We start from the raw sequence: 16,903 nt of genomic DNA on the forward strand, positions 1-16,903 counted from the left end.
TGTACGTCGGTCCGCGTCAGCGTGCGTTGAAATACTTCGCTTCGGGGTGGTGGATGACGATCGCGTCGGTGGACTGCTCCGGGTGGAGCTGGAACTCCTCGGAGAGGTGGACGCCGATCCGCTCCGGCTGGAGGAGGTCGGCGATCTTGGCCCGGTCCTCCAGGTCGGGGCAGGCCCCGTAGCCCAGCGAGAAGCGCGCGCCGCGGTACTTCAGGTCGAACATGTCCTCCACGGCGGCCGGGTCCTCGCCGCCGAAGCCGAGCTCGGCGCGGACGCGGGCGTGCCAGTACTCGGCCATGGCCTCGGCCAGCTGGACCGACAGGCCGTGCAGCTCCAGGTACTCGCGGTACGAGTCGGACTCGAACAGCTTGGCCGTGGCCTCGCCGATCCTGGAGCCGACGGTGACCACCTGCAGGCCGACCACGTCGGTCTCGCCGGACTCCTCCGGGCGGAAGAAGTCGGCCAGGCACAGGCGCCGGCCGCGGCGCTGACGCGGGAAGGTGAAGCGGGTCCGCTCGTTCCCGTCGTCGTCGAGGATGATCAGGTCCTCGCCCTTGGAGACGCAGGGGAAGTACCCGTAGACCACCGCGGCCTCGAGCAGGTTCTCGGTGTGCAGCTTGTCGAGGAGGCCGCGCAGCCGCGGCCGGCCCTCGCTCTCCACGAGCTCCTCGTACGTGGCCCCGCCGGCGCGGGCCTGCTTGAGGCCCCACTGGCCCTTGAACAGCGCGCCCTCGTCCAGCCAGGAGGCGTAGTCCTTCAGCGGGATGCCCTTGACCACGCGGGTGCCCCAGAACGGCGGGGTGGGGACCGGGTTGTCGACCGCGACGTCGGAGCGGCCGCCCTTCTCCTCGGGCTCCTCGACCTGGAGGGCGGGCGTGTCCCGCTTGGCGACGCGGCGCTGCTTGAGCTCGGGCAGGGAGGCGCCGGGCACGCCGCGCTTGACGGCGATCAGGGCGTCCATCAGGCGCAGGCCCTCGAACGCGTCGCGGGCGTAGCGGACCTCGCCCTCGTAGATCTCGTGGAGGTCCTGCTCCACGTAGGCGCGGGTGAGGGCGGCGCCGCCGAGGATCACCGGGTAGTCGGCCGCCAGCTTGCGCTGGTTGAGCTCCTCAAGGTTCTCCTTCATGATCACGGTCGACTTCACGAGCAGGCCCGACATGCCGATGACGTCGGCCTTGTGCTCCTGCGCGGCTTCGAGGATCGCGGAGACCGGCTGCTTGATGCCGATGTTCACGACGTTGTAGCCGTTGTTGGTGAGGATGATGTCGACGAGGTTCTTGCCGATGTCGTGGACGTCGCCGCGGACGGTGGCGAGCACGATGGTGCCCTTGCCCTCGTCGTCGGTCTTCTCCATGTGCGGTTCGAGGAAGGCGACCGCGGTCTTCATGACCTCGGCCGACTGGAGCACGAACGGCAGCTGCATCTGGCCCGAGCCGAAGAGCTCGCCGACGACCTTCATGCCCTCCAGGAGGGTGTCGTTGACGATGTCGAGGGCGGGCCGGGTCTGCAGGGCCTCGTCGAGGTCGGCCTCCAGGCCGTTCTTCTCGCCGTCGATGATGCGGCGCTGGAGCCGCTCGTCGAGCGGGAGCGCCATGAGCTCCTCGGCGCGGCCGGCCTTGAGCGACTTGGTGTTGACGCCCTCGAAGAGGGCCATCAGCTTCTGGAGCGGGTCGTAGTCGCCGGCGCGCCGGTCGTAGATCAGGTCGAGGGCGGTGGTGACCTGCTCGTCGTCGAAGCGCGCGATGGGCAGGATCTTGGAGGCGTGGACGATCGCCGAGTCCAGGCCGGCCTTGACGCACTCGTCGAGGAAGACCGAGTTCAGCAGGACGCGGGCGGCCGGGTTCAGGCCGAAGGAGATGTTGGACAGGCCGAGCGTGGTCTGGACGTCCGGGTGGCGGCGCTTGAGCTCGCGGATCGCCTCGATCGTCGCGATGCCGTCCTTGCGGGACTCCTCCTGGCCGGTGCAGATGGTGAAGGTCAGCGTGTCGATGAGGATGTCCGACTCGTTGATGCCCCAGTTGCCGGTCAGGTCCTCGATCAGGCGCTCGGCGATGGCGACCTTGTGCTCGACGGTGCGGGCCTGGCCCTCCTCGTCGATGGTCAGCGCGATCAGCGCGGCGCCGTGCTCGCGGGCCAGCCCGGTGACCTTCGCGAAGCGGGACTCGGGTCCGTCGCCGTCCTCGTAGTTCACCGAGTTGATGACGGCGCGGCCGCCCAGCTTCTCCAGGCCCGCCTGGATCACGGGAACCTCGGTGGAGTCCAGGACGATCGGCAGCGTCGAGGCCGTGGCGAAGCGGCCGGCGAGCTCCTTCATGTCGGCGACGCCGTCGCGGCCGACGTAGTCCACGCAGAGGTCGAGCATGTGCGCGCCCTCGCGGATCTGGTCGCGGGCCATCTCGACGCAGTCGTCCCAGCGGGCGTCGAGCATGGCCTCGCGGAACTTCTTCGAGCCGTTGGCGTTCGTCCGCTCGCCGATCGCCATGTACGCGGTGTCCTGGCGGAACGGGACGGTCTGGTAGAGCGAGGACGCGCCGGGCTCGGGGCGGGGCTCGCGGACGGCCGGGCTGAGCCCGCGGACCCGCTCGACGACCTGGCGCAGGTGCTCGGGCGTCGTGCCGCAGCAGCCGCCGACGAGGGAGAGCCCGTACTCGCGGACGAAGGTCTCCTGGGCGTCGGCGAGCTCGGGGGCGGACAGCGGGTAGTGCGCGCCGTTCTTGCCGAGGACGGGCAGGCCGGCGTTGGGCATGCAGGAGAGGGGGATGCGCGCGTTGCGGGCCAGGTGGCGCAGGTGCTCGCTCATCTCGGCGGGGCCGGTGGCGCAGTTCAGGCCGATCATGTCGATGCCGAGCGGCTCCAGCGCGGTGAGCGCGGCGCCGATCTCGGAGCCGAGCAGCATGGTGCCGGTGGTCTCGACGGTGACGGAGCAGATCAGCGGGACGGAGACGCCCAGGGCCTCCATGGCGCGGCGGGCGCCGATGATGGAGGACTTGGTCTGCAGGAGGTCCTGGGTGGTCTCGACGAGCAGGGCGTCGGCCCCGCCGGAGATCAGGCCCTCGGCGTTGACCTGGTAGGCGTCGCGGATCGTCGCGTAGTCGATGTGGCCCAGGGTGGGCAGCTTGGTGCCGGGGCCCATCGAGCCCAGCACCCAGCGCTGCCGACCGGTCCGGGCGGTGTACTCGTCGGCGACCTCGCGGGCGATGCGGGCACCGGACTCCGACAGCTCGAAATTGCGTTCGGGGATGTCGTACTCGGCGAGCGCGGCGAAGTTGGCCCCGAACGTGTTGGTCTCGACGCAGTCCACGCCCACCGCGAAGTACGCGTCGTGGACGGAGCGCACGATGTCGGGGCGGGTGACGTTCAGCACCTCGTTGCAGCCTTCGAGCTGCTGGAAGTCCTCCATGGAGGGGTCCTGCGCCTGGAGCATCGTCCCCATGGCTCCGTCGGCGACGACCACGCGGGTGGCGAGCGCCTCTCGGAGGGCATCGGCCCGGGTCTGGGTGTCAGCGGGCGGGTTCGGCAACGAGGCCATGGTTGTGCTCCCTGGGATGCGACGGCTGTCGGCTTTGCGCCCTCGCTGTGTCAAGGGCGCACGCGGTCAGGGTAACCGCGCGGCACCCGCCCCGGTGAGGCTGTCCCACGTGGCGGACTGCATTCTGTGCGCGGGGGTCTGTCAGGGGTGTCCTGGCCGACGGAGGCCTGAACAGTTGCCCAACCATGCGGAAGGTCGGCATGGGCCGGTACTGTTCGGCATTGTCGAACTACGTCAGCAGGAGGCTGCGCGATGGCACGGAACATCCAGTCGCTCGAACGAGCCGCTGCGATGCTGCGACTCCTGGCGGGCGGCGAGCGCCGGCTGGGCCTCTCGGACGTGGCCAGCTCGCTGGGCCTGGCCAAGGGCACGGCCCACGGGATCCTGCGCACGCTGCAGGCCGAGGGCTTCGTGGAGCAGGACCCCGCCTCGGGCCGCTACCAGCTGGGCGCGGAGCTGCTGCGCCTGGGCAACAGCTACCTGGACGTGCACGAGCTGCGCGCCCGCGCGCTGGTCTGGACGGACGATCTGGCCCGGGCGAGCGGCGAGAGCGTGTACGTGGGCGTGCTCCACAAGAGCGGGGTGCTGATCATGCACCACGTGTTCCGCCCGGACGACAGCCGTCAAGTGCTTGAGGTCGGGGCCATGCAGCCGCTGCACTCCACGGCGCTGGGCAAGGTGCTCTCCGCGTACGACCCGGTCGCCCACACGGAGGTCATGGAGGCGGACCGCGAGGCGTTCACGCCCCGGACCGTCACGGACGGCACGGGGTTCGAGGAGATCCTCGACCTGACCCGGGCGCGCGGCTGGGCCGCGGACGTGGAGGAGACCTGGGACGGCATCGCCTCGGTGGCGGCGCCGATCCACGACCGGCGCCGGATGCCGGTGGGCGCGGTGGCGGTGGCGGGAGCCGTGGAGCGGGTGTGCGGGGAGTCGGGAGAGCCCCGTACGGGCCTCGTGGCGGCCGTACGCGACTGCGCGCGTGCTGTTTCACGCGATCTCGGCGCGGGCCGGTTCTAGGCCCCCTCAGAGCGTTTTCGGCCACACCCTGGCCGCTTTCTGCCCTCTTTTCGCCATATCTCGGCCATCGGATGGCCGGGTTTGGCTGATCGTACCTAGTGGTAACGATCCGACACTTTGGCCTGGCCAACCCTTGACGCGTTCTTCACCTGGGATGAAAACTGCCGTTCATCGGTCGGCATTGTCGAACACCTACCGGCAATACGCGTTAGGGTGTGGCAAGGCCATGGACCGGTGAACCACTCACCGAGTGCGCGGACCACCGGACGGGACCCGGTGTCCGCACACCCCTGGACGTAAGACAAAGGAGTCGCGGGTGTCCAGCTCCGACATCTTCATCGGCGAGACCATCGGTACCGCCCTGCTCACACTGCTCGGTGGTGGCGTCTGCGCCGCCGTTACGCTCAAGAGCTCCAAGGCCCGGAACGCAGGCTGGCTCGCGATCACGTTCGGCTGGGGTTTCGCCGTTCTCATCGCCGCCTACGTTTCCGCACCGCTCTCCGGCGCGCACCTCAACCCGGCGGTCACCGTCGGCCTTGCGATCAAGAACAGCGACTGGAGCGACGTACCGGTCTACTTCGCCGGCCAGCTCCTCGGCGCCATGCTCGGCGCGGTCCTCATGTGGGTCACCTACTACGGCCAGTTCCGCGTGCACCTCGCGGACCCGGAGCACATCCGTGACGCCACGCTCGGCCCCGAGGACCCGCACCCGCACGACCAGGCCGGTCCGGTGCTCGGTGTCTTCTCCACCGGCCCCGAGATCCGCAACGTCGTCCAGAACCTCACGACCGAGATCATCGGCACGGCCGTCCTGGTCCTGGCGATCCTGACCCAGGGCCTGCAGGACAACGGCAAGGGCCTCGGCGTGATCGGCGTCCTGATCACCTCCTTCGTCGTCGTCGGCATCGGCCTCTCGCTCGGCGGCCCGACCGGCTACGCCATCAACCCGGTCCGCGACCTCGGCCCGCGCATCGTCCACGCCCTGCTGCCGCTTCCCAACAAGGGCGGCTCCGACTGGGGATACTCCTGGATCCCGGTGGTCGGCCCGCTCGTCGGTGCCGCGCTCGCCGGTGGTCTGTACAACCTCGCGTTCGCCTGATCAGCCTCGGCACGTATCGCAAGATCCGCACCGCCCCTGATTCCGCCTACCTAGACCTGCCAGGAGCAGCCACATGACCAGCAGCACCGGCCCCTTCATCGCCGCGATCGACCAGGGCACCACCTCCTCCCGCTGCATCGTCTTCGACCGCGACGGCCGCATCGTCGCCGTCGACCAGAAGGAGCACGAGCAGATCTTCCCGAAGCCGGGCTGGGTCGAGCACGACGCCACCGAGATCTGGACCAACGTCCAGGAGGTCGTCGCCGGCGCCATCGCCAAGGCCGAGATCACCGCCGCCGACGTCAAGGCCGTCGGCATCACCAACCAGCGCGAGACCACCGTCCTGTGGGACAAGAACACCGGCCTGCCGGTGCACAACGCGCTGGTCTGGCAGGACACCCGCACCGACGCCCTCTGCAAGGAGCTCGGCCGCAACGTCGGCCAGGACCGCTTCCGCCGCGAGACCGGCCTGCCGCTGGCGAGCTACTTCGCCGGCCCGAAGGCCCGCTGGCTGCTCGACAACGTCGAGGGCCTGCGCGAGCGCGCCGAGGCCGGCGACATCCTCTTCGGCACCATGGACTCCTGGGTCATCTGGAACCTCACCGGCGGCGCCGAGGGCGGTGTGCACGTCACCGACGTCACCAACGCCTCGCGCACCATGCTGATGAACCTGCACACCCTGGAGTGGGACCCGAAGATCGCGGAGTCGATGGAGGTCCCGACCGACATCCTCCCCGAGATCAAGTCCTCCGCCGAGGTCTACGGCCACGTCAAGGACGGCGTCCTCGCCGGTGTCCCGGTCGCCTCGGCGCTCGGTGACCAGCAGGCGGCCCTCTTCGGGCAGACCTGCTTCGCCGAGGGCGAGGCCAAGTCCACCTACGGCACCGGCACGTTCATGCTGATGAACACCGGCGACAAGGTCATCAACTCCTACAGCGGCCTGCTGACCACGGTCGGCTACAAGATCGGCGACCAGAAGCCGGTCTACGCGCTGGAGGGCTCCATCGCCGTCACCGGCTCGCTCGTCCAGTGGATGCGCGACCAGATGGGCATGATCAAGACCGCGGCCGAGATCGAGACGCTCGCGCTCTCGGTCGAGGACAACGGCGGCGCCTACTTCGTGCCGGCCTTCTCCGGCCTGTTCGCCCCGTACTGGCGCTCCGACGCCCGCGGTGTGATCGCCGGCCTCACCCGGTACGTCACCAAGGCGCACATCGCCCGTGCCGTCCTGGAGGCCACCGCCTGGCAGACCCGTGAGATCACCGACGCCATGACCAAGGACTCGGGCGTCGAGCTCGCGGCCCTCAAGGTCGACGGCGGCATGACCTCCAACAACCTGCTGATGCAGACCCTCTCCGACTTCGTGGACGCCCCCGTGGTCCGTCCGATGGTCGCGGAGACCACCTGCCTCGGCGCCGCCTACGCCGCCGGCCTGGCCGTCGGCTTCTGGCCCGACACCGACGCCCTGCGCGCCAACTGGCGCCGCGCGGCGGAGTGGACCCCGCGGATGCCCGCCGAACAGCGGGACCGCGAGTACAAGAACTGGCTCAAGGCCGTCGAGCGGTCCATGGGCTGGATCGACGACGAAGACGCCAGCTGACGCACCAGCTGAGTCAATCGACGAGGAGCTAAGAGATATGAGCACCCTGCAGAGCGTCCCCACCCTGGGGTCGCACCCGACCGCCGGCTCGAACGCGAGCCGCGCCGAGACCCGTGAGCAGCTGGCCAAGGCCACGTACGACCTGCTGGTCATCGGCGGTGGAATCCTGGGCACCTCGGTGGCCTGGCACGCCGCGCAGTCGGGTCTGCGGGTGGCCATGGTGGACGCCGGCGACTTCGCCGGCGCCACCTCCTCCGCCTCCTCCAAGCTCGTCCACGGCGGTCTGCGCTACCTGCAGACCGGCGCGGTCAAGCTGGTCGCCGAGAACCACCACGAGCGCCGGGTGCTGGCCAAGGACGTGGCCCCGCACCTGGTCAACCCGCTCACCTTCTACCTGCCGGTCTACAAGGGCGGACCGGTCGGTGCGGCCAAGCTGGGCGCGGGCGTCTTCGCCTACTCCGCCCTCTCGGCCTTCGGCGACGGCATGGGCAAGGTCATATCCCCCGCCCGTGCCGCCGCCGACAACCCGGGTCTGAAGACGGACAACCTCAAGGCCGTCGCGGTCTACTACGACCACCAGATGAACGACTCCCGCGTCGCCGTCATGACGGTCCGCGCGGCCGTCGAGTCGGGCGCCGTCGTCCTCAACCACGCCGAGGTCACCGGCCTGCGCACGACGCGCGGCCGGGTCAGCGGTGCCGAGCTCAAGGACCGCCTCGACGGCACCGAGTTCGGCGTCGACGCGCGCGTCGTGCTCAACGCCACCGGCCCGTGGGTGGACCACCTGCGGCGCATGGAAGACAAGCACTCGATGCCGTCGATCCGCCTCTCCAAGGGCGCGCACATCGTCATGAAGCGCAAGTCGCCGTGGAAGGCCGCCATGGCCACCCCGATCGACAAGTACCGCATCACCTTCGCCCTCCCGTGGGAGGACCAGCTGCTGCTCGGCACCACCGACGAGGTGTACGAGGGCGACCCGGCGGACGTGCGCGCCACCGAGGCCGACATCCAGCAGATCCTGGACGAGGCGGCCTTCTCGGTGAAGGACGCCGACCTGGACCGCTCGCTGATGACGTACGCCTTCGCCGGCCTGCGGGTGCTGCCCGGCGGCCCCGGCGGCGTCGAGAAGGCCAAGCGCGAGACCGTCGTCTCCGAGGGCGCCGGCGGCATGCTGTCGGTGGCCGGCGGCAAGTGGACGACGTACCGCCACATCGGCCGCGTGGTCATGGACAAGCTGGCCAAGCTGCCCGGCAGCCCGCTCACCGACGACATGGAGCCGGTGAAGTCGCTCGTGCGCCGCGTGCCGCTGCCCGGTGTCGCCAACCCGAACGCCGTCGCCCACCGCCTGCTGGTGGACCGCGAGCCCGGGACGCGGATGGACCCGCTGACCGCCCGCCACCTGGCCTCGCACTACGGCTCGCTGGCCTTCGACATCGCGCGCCTCGCGAACGAGGACCCGGCGCTCGCCGAGCGGATCCACCCGGACGGCCCGGAGATCTGGGCGCAGGTCGCCTACGCCCGTGACAACGAGTGGGCCGAGACGGTCGACGACGTGCTGCGCCGCCGCACCACGGTGACGGTCCGCGGCCTCGACGACGACTCCGTGCGCGCGCGGGTCGAGGAGATGCTGGGCCACAAGGCATAGCTCGTACGCAGGTGGGGAAGAGGGGCGGTTCCGAGGGGAACCGCCCCTCTGTCGTGGGCTGTGGCCGGTGTCCCCTCAAGGCTTAGGCTGGCCCACGTACGCAAGGGAACTTCGGAAGGAGACCTGGGTGATCGAGCTTGAGGGCGTGCCCGAGCTGATCGACCCGGTCATGGTGGCCGCGTTCGAGGGCTGGAACGACGCGGGTGACGCGGCCTCCGGTGCGGTCGCGCACCTGGACCGGGAGTGGAAGGGCGAGGTCTTCGCGGCACTGGACGCCGAGGACTACTACGACTTCCAGGTCAACCGGCCGACGGTGTGGCTGGACAACGGGGTACGGAAGATCACGTGGCCGACGACGAGGCTGTCGGTGGTGCGGATCGGCGGCGCGAAGCCGCGTGACCTCGTGCTCGTGCGGGGCATCGAACCGTCCATGCGGTGGCGGTCGTTCTGCAACGAGATCCTCGGCTTCGCGCACGAACTGGGCGTGGAGATGGTCGTGATCCTGGGCGCGCTGCTCGGGGACACCCCGCACACCCGGCCGGTGCCGGTCAGCGGGGTCACCTCGGACGCGGACCTGGCACGGACGATGGACCTGGAGGAGACCAAGTACGAGGGACCGACGGGGATCGTGGGCATCCTGCAGGAGGCCTGCACCCACGCGGGCGTCCCCGCGGTCTCGCTGTGGGCGGCGGTGCCGCACTACGTCTCGCAGCCGCCAAACCCGAAGGCGACGCTGGCCCTGCTGAACCGGCTGGAGGATCTGATCGACATCCGGATCCCGCTGGGCGAACTCCCGGAGGACGCGCGGGCGTGGCAGCTCGGCGTGGACCAACTGGCCGCGGAGGACAGCGAGGTGGCGGAGTACGTCCAGACGCTGGAGGAGGCGCGGGACACGGCGGACCTGCCGGAGGCCTCGGGCGACGCCATCGCCCGGGAGTTCGAGCGGTACCTGCGCCGCCGCGACCCGGCGGCCCCCTCGGCCGAGGCGGGCGACGGCTCGTACCTGCGCGATACGAGCAGCGGCCTGACCCGCCCGCCGAAGCGCAAGCCGGACCCCGAGCCGGGGGCCGACACCGAGCCCGGCGAGGACGACGCCCCCGAGGCGTAGACGAAACCGCCGATGCCCCCCGACCGTGCGGTCGGGGGGCATCGGCGGTTTCGGCCGCGGCGGGCTACAGGGCCACGCCCAGGAGGGCGTCGACCGTGCGCGAGACCAGGCCCGGCGCGGACTCGTCGTCCCCGTCGGAGGCGTTCTGGGCGTCCACCCAGCGGTCCACTGCGGCCAGCGCGGCGGGGGCGTCCAGATCGTTCGCCAGGGCCTCGCGGACCTCCTCGACGAGGGCGTCGGCCGGGAGGCCGTCGGGGCGGGACACGGCCGCGCGCCAGCGCTCCAGGCGGGCCACCGCCTGCTCCAGGACCTCGTCCGTCCACTCCCAGTCGGCCCGGTAGTGGTGCGAGAGCAGCGCGAGGCGGATCGCCGCCGGGTCCACCCCGGCGCGGCGCAGCGCGGAGACGAAGACCAGGTTGCCCTTCGACTTCGACATCTTCTCGCCGTGCAGCGCGACCATGCCCGCGTGCACGTACGCCTTGGCCATCGGGAACTCGCCCGTCAGCACCTGCGCGTGCGAGGCGCCCATCTCGTGGTGCGGGAACACCAGGTCGGAGCCGCCGCCCTGGATGTCGAAGCCCATGCCCAGGTGGTCCAGGGCGATGGCGACGCACTCGATGTGCCAGCCGGGCCGGCCGCGGCCCAGCGAGCCGCCGTCCCAGCTCGGCTCGCCCGGGCGGGCGGCCATCCACAGCATCGGGTCCAGCGGGTTCTTCTTGCCCGGGCGCTCCGGGTCGCCGCCGCGCTCCGCGGACAGCAGCCGCATCGCCTCGGCGTCGAGGTGGGATACGGCGCCGAAGTTGGCGTCGGACTCCACCGAGAAGTAGATGTCGCCGTCCAGGTCGTACGCGGCGCCGGCGTCGCGCAGCCGCTCCACCAGCGGCACGATGCCCGGTATGGCCTCGACGGCGCCGATGTAGTGCTGCGGCGGCAGCATCCGCAGGGCGGTCATGTCCTCGCGGAAGAGTGCCGTCTCGCGCTCCGCGAGCTCGGTCCAGTCCTGGCCGTCGCGCAGCGCCCGCTCGAGCAGCGGATCGTCGACGTCCGTCACGTTCTGGACGTAGTGGACCTGCCTCTTGGTGTCGAGCCACACGCGCTGTACGAGGTCGAACGCGTTGTAGGTCGCCGCGTGACCGATGTGGGTCGCGTCGTACGGAGTGATGCCGCAGACGTAGATACGGGCGACGGGACCGGGGGCGAGGGTGATCGTCCCCTGGGTCGCGGTGTCGTGGATCTGGAGGTCGCGGCCCTTGCCAGGAAGGGCGGGGACCTCAGAAGCGGGCCAGGCATGCATGTGTCGAGCCTAACCGGACGCGTGTTCCGAAAACGAACCGGACCTGCACTGTTGGCTTGATCGGCGGTCTTGTGGTCTGGCCGGATCTGTGCCAGAGCGGTGTCCGCCCCGACCGGCCTGCTCAGACGGGCGGCCAGGGGATGGCCGGCCACTGCCCGGACGGCTGCGGGTGCACTCCGGTGCGCAGCAGATCGGCCACGCGGCCCCGTACGGCGGCCAGCTCGACCGGGGTGATCAGTTCGGCCAGCCGGGTGGCGAGCGGTTCCCCGTCGGCCAGCCGGGCGGCCAGGGCGGTGAGCACCTCGCGCGCCTCGGCGGTCAGCGGTTCGCCCGCCCAGCCCCAGAGCAGGGTGCGCAGCTTGTCCTCGCGGTGGAAGGTCACGCCGTGGTCGATGCCGAAGAGCCGCCCGTCGGGTGCGGGCAGCAGGTGGCCGCCCTTGCGGTCGCCGTTGTTGATCACGGCGTCGAGGACGGCGAGCCGGCGCAGCCTCGGGTCGTCGGCGTGGACGAGCAGGGCGGTGCGGCCCTCGCCGACGTCGGCGAGGGCGACCGGCTTCCAGCCCTCCCCCGCCTCCTCGCCCTCGACGAGGGCCAGCAGGCCGCTGCCGTCGCCGCTCTCCCCGTCCGGGGACCGTTCGCCCTCCGGGGTCCCGGCGTCCCCGGAATCCCCGTTCCCGCTCCCGTCTCCCCCGGACTCGATCCACAGCTGGACCATGCCCTCGCCGTACGGCCCGTCGCGCAGCACGGTGGGCGGTACCAGGCCCCATCCCGTGGCCTCGGAGACCAGGTAGGCGGCGACCTCGCGCCGGGCCAGGTTCCCGTCCGGGAAGTCCCACAGCGGGCGCTCGCCCTTGACGGGCTTGTACACGCAGTCGGCGCTCACGCCCCCGTACTCCACCGTGCACAGCAGCACGGCGTTGGACGCCTCGCGGATCCGGCCGACGACCGTGAGCTCGCCCCGGGCGAGCAGCTCCTCAAGTTCCCCCGTGGCGCTCACGCCTGGCGCCGGTAGCCGTTCTGGCGCGGGCAGACGTGCCCCTCGGGGTCCAGCGGCAGGCTGCAGAGCGGGCACGGCGGCCGGCCCGCGTTGACCACGTCCAGGGCCCGCTTGGCGAAGGCGCGGGCCTGGGCGCCGGTGAGGCGGACCCGCAGCATCGGCGGGCCGTTCTCCTCGTCCTGGAGCAGTCGCTCCTCCGCCTCGGCGAGGTCCTCCTCCGAGTCGGCGTCGAGCTCCACCAGCGCCTGCGCCTCGACGATCATCCGCTGTTCCTCGCCGTCCCAGGCCAGGGCCATGGTGCCGACGCGGAACTCCTCGTCGACCGGGACGTCCAGCGGCGCGGTGTCGGCGGCCTCGGCAGGGGCGACGGCCGGGACCGGGGCGTTGCCCCCGGTGCGCCGTACGACCTCGTCCAGCAGCTCGTCCATCCGCTCGGCCAGCGCCGCGACCTGGGTCTTCTCCAGGGAGACGCTGGTGACGCGGGGGCCGGAGGAGGCCTGCAGGAAGAACGTACGGCGTCCCGGCAGGCCGACCGTGCCCGCCACGAAGCGGTCCGGCGGGTCGTAGAGGAACACCTGACGGGGCACGTCCAGTCTCCAAGTCTCGGTGGCGGGGGCGGTGCTGCACGGGTGCGGTGATTATTTGAGCCAGTCCACCCTACTGCGCCGTTCGATCAAGCCGCGCCCGCACCGCCCCCCACGACGGCGTTCCCGCCGTCCTCGGTCGCGCTCTCGAAGGTCCGCGTGTCCTGCGCGGCGGTCGCGGCGTCCGGTGCCGGGGCGGGGCGCGGGGCGAGGGAGCCGAAGTCCCCGGTGTCGCCGAGCCGGAGCAGGAAGGGGCGCGTCGGCGTGTAGCGGACGGCCGTGACCGAGCAGGGGTCCACGTGGATGCGCTGGAAGAGGTCCAGGTGCATGCCCAGGGCGTCAGCGACCAGGGATTTGATGATGTCCCCGTGCGAGCACATCAGGAAGACGGCGTCGCTGCCGTGCTCCTCCTCGATCCGCGCGTTCCACTCCCGTACGGCGTCCACGGCGCGCGCCTGCATGGCGCGCATCGACTCCCCGCCGGGGAAGGCGGCGGCCGAGGGGTGCTGCTGGACGATCTTCATCAGGGGTTCGCCGGAGAGCTCCGAGAGCTTGCGGTTCGACCAGTCCCCGTAGTGGCATTCGCCGATCCGGTCGTCCGTGTGGAGCTCCAGTCCCGGGCGGGCGGCGAGCAGCGGGGCGAGGGTCTCCTTGCAGCGCTGGAGCGGGCTGGTGACGGCGGCGGCGAGCGGGACCGCGGCGAGCCGACCGGGCAGCGCGGCCGCCTGCCCGGCGCCGTGCTCGTCAAGGGTCACTCCCGGCGTCCATCCGGCGAGCAGCCCTGCGGTGTTGGCGGTGGACCGCCCGTGTCGTACGAGGATCAGCGTGGCCATGGCGCCCAGCCTAAGGCGTGGCCGTTGTGTGCGGGCCGGGTGCGGGCGGGGGAGAATGCCGTCCGTGATAGTCGACTGCGCCATGTACCGGGACGGCCGCCGCTCCCCTGCGCCCGAGGACCTCTCGGACGCCCTCGACGAGGCACGGGCCAGTGGGGACGCCTTCCTCTGGGTCGGCATGTACGAGCCGACGGAGGAGGAGTTCGAGCACGTCAGCAAGGAGTTCCGGCTGCACAAGCTGGCGGTGGAGGACGCGCTGACCGCGCACCAGCGCCCCAAGCTGGAGGTGTACGACGACTCGCTGTTCGTCGTCCTCAAGCCGGTCATGTACGACGACGACACCGACACGGTGACCACCGGCGAGCTGATGCTCTTCATCGGCGACTCCTTCGTGGTCACGGTCCGGCACGGCGAGGGGGCCGCGCTGAGCGCCGTGCGCCACCGGCTGGAGCACGAGCCGGAGGTCCTGCGGCACGGTCCGACGGCGGTGCTGTACGCGGTGTCCGACGCCGTGGTCGACCACTACATCGAGGTCGCGGCCGAGCTCCAGGCCGACCTGGAGGAGCTGGAGGCCGAGGTCTTCGCTCCGCAGGCCACGGACACCAAGAACACCGCCGCCCGGATCTACGGCTTCAAGCGGCAGGTGCTGGAGTTCCGCCGGGCGACGAGCCCGCTGCTCCAGCCGATGGACCGGCTGGCCTTCGGGAACGTGCCCTTCGTGCACGAGCACGCGCAGCCGTTCTTCCGCGACGTCGCCGACCACCTGACCAAGGCGAGCGAGTACATCGAGGGCCTGGACCGGCTGCTGTCGGACGCGCTGGCCGCGCACCTGGCGCAGATGGGCGTCCGGCAGAACGACGACATGCGCAAGATCTCGGCCTGGGCGGCGATGGCGGCCGTCCCGACGATGGTGGCGGGCATCTACGGGATGAACTTCGACCACATGTGGGAGCTGCGGCAGCCCTGGGGCTATCCGGCCGTGATCCTGGTGATGGTGGGCGCCTGTCTGGGCCTGCACCGCCTGTTCAAGACCCGCGGCTGGCTGTAGCCGGCAGCGGCGGGCTACGCGTACTCGGGCGTGGTCACCGGTACGCCGCCCAGCGCGTCGCGCCGCTCCGGCATGCGCAGGCTGATCATCCGGTGCCAGCCGGCGAACCGCTCGTACGCGTACGTCGCGCGGATCCCGGCGGCCAGCGCGGCCGCCTTGGGCGCGGGCCAGCGCAGCAGCCGGCCCATGTGGTCCATGACGGCGAGGCTCACGTCCCGGTAGATGGAGATCTCGGCGAGGGCGCTGTCGCGCAGCACCCGCTGGATGGTCCGGCCGTGCCCCGCGCGGACGAGGCGCAGCAGTTCCTCGTGGCAGTAGGCGAGGTGGTTGTCCTCGTCGTGGCTGATCATGCGGACGGCCTTGCCGACCTCGGGGTGGTCCCCGAACCGCCGGACGAGCATGAGCATCTGGTCGGCGGCGCGCTGCTCGGTGACCCGGCTGTGGGCGAGGTAGACGAGGATGTCCTCCTCGGTCAGCGGTTCGTCCCGGCGCAGCTTCTCGTGCGCGAGGCCGATGCCGCGCCGTTCCAGCAGCATGGTGTAGTCGGTCTCCGGGGGCACGGGGACGGGCCGCAGGCCGCGCTTGCGGAGCAGGGCGTTGAAGATCCGGCCGTGCTTGTCCTCGTCGGCGCCGTGCCGGGTGATCTTCGGCGCGAGCTCGCGCATGCCGTCGGGCACCAGCGCCGCGATCCGGGCGTTCTCCCAGCCGCCCTGGGACTCCCCGCTGGCGGCGATGGAGCAGAACAGCTGGAACGAGTCGTCGTGGTCGACGATCTCCTGGAACAGGCTGCGGGCAGAGAGCATGCATCGAGTCAACGGCCGATCCGGGGGCCCGGCAACCGTGGGGTGGCGCCGCTCGGCCGAATGAACGAAGGGAAGGCGCGGGGCGCGGGCGTAACCCCGGGGGCGCCGCCCGCGTTGTGCCTGTGTCGGCCGTGGCGGGGAAGACCCCCGAGCCCCCACCACGGCCGCAGAGACCCCTCCCGGACCTATGCGAGGCCGGCGCGCTCCATGGCCTCCGTGCCGGCCCGCAGGGCGGTGATCCGCTCGTCCAGGGTGAAACCGGCCGGGGCGAGCGTGAGGGTGGTGACCCCGGCCTCGGCGTAGGCCCGCATCCCGTCCGCGATCCGCTCGACGGAGCCGAGCAGGGTGGTCGAGTCGATCAGCGAGTGCGGGACGGCCGCGGCCGCGCCCGTCTTGTCGCCCGCCAGGTACTTGTCCTGGATCTCGGCCGCTTCCTTCTCGTAGCCCATGCGCTGGGCGAGCTGGTTGTAGAAGTTCTGCTTCCGGCTGCCCATGCCGCCGACGTACAGGGCCGTGTACGGGCGGAACATGTCGGCCAGGGCGGTCACGTCCTCGCCGACGGCCAGCGGGACCGTCGGGCAGACGTCGAAGCCCTCCATGGTCAGTCCGGCCTTCTCGCGGCCCGCCCGGATGTGGGTGAGCGCGGTGGCTTCCAGGTGCTCGGCGGCGGGGAAGATGAGCAGGGCGCCGTCGGCGATCTCGCCGGTCTGCTCCAGGTTCTTGGGCCCGATGGCGGCGATGTAGAGCGGGATGTGCTCGCGCTCCGGGTGCACGGTGAGCTTGATCGGCTTGCCGGGGCCGCCGGGCAGCGGGAGCGTCCAGTGCTCGCCCTCGTAGCTGAGGCGCTCGCGGGTCATCGCCTTGCGGACGATCTCCACGTACTCGCGGGTGCGGGCGAGCGGCTTGTCGAACTTGACGCCGTACCAGCCCTCGGAGACCTGGGGGCCGGAGACGCCGAGGCCGAGCCGGAAGCGGCCCTTGGTGAGGGAGTCGAGGGTGGCGGCCGTCATGGCGGTCATCGCGGGCTGGCGGGCCGGGATCTGGAGGATCGCGGAGCCGACGTCGATGCGCTCGGTCTGGGCGGCGACCCAGGCGAGCACGGTCGGGGCGTCGGATCCGTAGGCCTCCGCCGCCCAGCAGACGTCGTAGCCGAGGCGGTCCGCCTCCTGGGCCACGGCCAGGTTGTCGGCGTCCATGCCAGCGCCCCAGTAGCCGAGATTGATGCCGAGCCGCATGTGTCGTCCCCTTACGGTGTTGCCGGTTTACCGATCAGTAACGTACGTCTGCGGGGGACTGTAGCGCGCCAGGGGCTCCGGCGGCAGTGCCCCAGTAGTCTCAGCGGT

Annotated in this window: 13 protein-coding genes; 6 read left to right on the forward strand and 7 right to left on the reverse strand. The window is 71.1% G+C overall.

The window, feature by feature from the left end; all coding sequences use genetic code 11:
- Positions 1 to 16 precede the first annotated feature (16 nt).
- Positions 17 to 3,529 (reverse strand): methionine synthase, encoded by a 3,513-nt coding sequence (gene metH, locus ACFY1T_RS13205; RefSeq protein ID WP_390788207.1) that lies wholly within the window; start codon positions 3,527 to 3,529, stop codon positions 17 to 19.
- Between the two features lie 252 nt (positions 3,530 to 3,781).
- On the opposite strand from metH, the gene ACFY1T_RS13210 reads away from it, so the two are divergent.
- From ACFY1T_RS13210 to ACFY1T_RS13230, 5 genes are all read left to right on the forward strand, one after another.
- Positions 3,782 to 4,549 (forward strand): IclR family transcriptional regulator, encoded by a 768-nt coding sequence (locus ACFY1T_RS13210; protein ID WP_030860293.1) that lies wholly within the window; start codon positions 3,782 to 3,784, stop codon positions 4,547 to 4,549.
- 316 nt (positions 4,550 to 4,865) lie between these two features.
- Positions 4,866 to 5,648 carry an MIP/aquaporin family protein gene (locus ACFY1T_RS13215; RefSeq protein WP_390788208.1) on the forward strand — a complete coding sequence of 261 codons (783 nt, stop codon included), beginning with the start codon at positions 4,866 to 4,868 and terminating at the stop codon, positions 5,646 to 5,648.
- A gap of 73 nt (positions 5,649 to 5,721) precedes the next feature.
- Positions 5,722 to 7,248 (forward strand): glycerol kinase GlpK, encoded by a 1,527-nt coding sequence (gene glpK / locus ACFY1T_RS13220; RefSeq protein WP_229341114.1) that lies wholly within the window; start codon positions 5,722 to 5,724, stop codon positions 7,246 to 7,248.
- Positions 7,249 to 7,285: 37 nt separating this feature from the next.
- Positions 7,286 to 8,893, forward strand: a complete 1,608-nt coding sequence (locus ACFY1T_RS13225) for a glycerol-3-phosphate dehydrogenase/oxidase (protein WP_030860300.1) — start codon at positions 7,286 to 7,288, stop codon at positions 8,891 to 8,893.
- 127 nt (positions 8,894 to 9,020) lie between these two features.
- A complete protein-coding gene (locus tag ACFY1T_RS13230; RefSeq protein ID WP_390788209.1) occupies positions 9,021 to 10,001 on the forward strand; it encodes a PAC2 family protein in 981 nt (326 codons plus the stop codon).
- A 64-nt stretch (positions 10,002 to 10,065) separates the two neighbouring features.
- Here ACFY1T_RS13230 and mshC read toward each other — a convergent pair whose 3' ends face one another.
- The 4 genes from mshC to ACFY1T_RS13250 form a co-directional block, all read right to left on the reverse strand.
- Positions 10,066 to 11,295, reverse strand: a complete 1,230-nt coding sequence (gene mshC, locus ACFY1T_RS13235) for a cysteine--1-D-myo-inosityl 2-amino-2-deoxy-alpha-D-glucopyranoside ligase (RefSeq protein ID WP_390788210.1) — start codon at positions 11,293 to 11,295, stop codon at positions 10,066 to 10,068.
- Between the two features lie 121 nt (positions 11,296 to 11,416).
- Positions 11,417 to 12,325, reverse strand: a complete 909-nt coding sequence (locus ACFY1T_RS13240) for an SCO1664 family protein (protein WP_390788299.1) — start codon at positions 12,323 to 12,325, stop codon at positions 11,417 to 11,419.
- Positions 12,289 to 12,879, reverse strand: coding sequence for a DUF3090 domain-containing protein (locus ACFY1T_RS13245; protein ID WP_030157160.1), 591 nt, complete (start codon positions 12,877 to 12,879; stop codon positions 12,289 to 12,291). Before ACFY1T_RS13245 ends, ACFY1T_RS13240 begins: the two co-directional genes overlap by 37 nt.
- Before the next feature lie 86 nt (positions 12,880 to 12,965).
- Positions 12,966 to 13,709, reverse strand: coding sequence for a histidine phosphatase family protein (locus ACFY1T_RS13250; protein WP_390788211.1), 744 nt, complete (start codon positions 13,707 to 13,709; stop codon positions 12,966 to 12,968).
- A 55-nt stretch (positions 13,710 to 13,764) separates the two neighbouring features.
- On the opposite strand from ACFY1T_RS13250, the gene corA reads away from it, so the two are divergent.
- The gene (corA, locus tag ACFY1T_RS13255; protein ID WP_390788212.1) at positions 13,765 to 14,757 is read left to right on the forward strand and encodes a magnesium/cobalt transporter CorA; all 993 of its coding nucleotides are present in this window, start codon (positions 13,765 to 13,767) and stop codon (positions 14,755 to 14,757) included.
- A gap of 14 nt (positions 14,758 to 14,771) precedes the next feature.
- On the opposite strand, the gene ACFY1T_RS13260 is transcribed toward corA, so the two are convergent.
- Entirely contained in the window at positions 14,772 to 15,560 is a 789-nt protein-coding gene (locus ACFY1T_RS13260; RefSeq protein ID WP_390788213.1) for a ferritin-like domain-containing protein, read from the reverse strand.
- 185 nt (positions 15,561 to 15,745) lie between these two features.
- Complete coding sequence (locus ACFY1T_RS13265) at positions 15,746 to 16,795, reverse strand: LLM class F420-dependent oxidoreductase (protein WP_030860312.1); 1,050 nt, start codon at positions 16,793 to 16,795, stop codon at positions 15,746 to 15,748.
- Positions 16,796 to 16,903: the final 108 nt, after the last annotated feature.

This window comes from Streptomyces sp. NPDC001194 (assembly GCF_042896985.1).
Lineage (GTDB): Bacteria > Actinomycetota > Actinomycetes > Streptomycetales > Streptomycetaceae > Streptomyces.

Excerpts from the sequence above, each read along its gene's own strand:
- metH (WP_390788207.1), bottom strand. The coding sequence starts at position 3,529 with ATGGCCTCGTTGCCGAACCCGCCCGCTGACACCCAGACCCGGGCCGAT.
- corA (WP_390788212.1), top strand. The coding sequence starts at position 13,765 with ATGCCGTCCGTGATAGTCGACTGCGCCATGTACCGGGACGGCCGCCGC.
- ACFY1T_RS13210 (WP_030860293.1), top strand. The coding sequence starts at position 3,782 with ATGGCACGGAACATCCAGTCGCTCGAACGAGCCGCTGCGATGCTGCGA.
- mshC (WP_390788210.1), bottom strand. The coding sequence starts at position 11,295 with ATGCATGCCTGGCCCGCTTCTGAGGTCCCCGCCCTTCCTGGCAAGGGC.
- ACFY1T_RS13265 (WP_030860312.1), bottom strand. The coding sequence starts at position 16,795 with ATGCGGCTCGGCATCAATCTCGGCTACTGGGGCGCTGGCATGGACGCC.
- ACFY1T_RS13225 (WP_030860300.1), top strand. The coding sequence starts at position 7,286 with ATGAGCACCCTGCAGAGCGTCCCCACCCTGGGGTCGCACCCGACCGCC.
- ACFY1T_RS13260 (WP_390788213.1), bottom strand. The coding sequence starts at position 15,560 with ATGCTCTCTGCCCGCAGCCTGTTCCAGGAGATCGTCGACCACGACGAC.
- glpK (WP_229341114.1), top strand. The coding sequence starts at position 5,722 with ATGACCAGCAGCACCGGCCCCTTCATCGCCGCGATCGACCAGGGCACC.
- ACFY1T_RS13250 (WP_390788211.1), bottom strand. The coding sequence starts at position 13,709 with ATGGCCACGCTGATCCTCGTACGACACGGGCGGTCCACCGCCAACACC.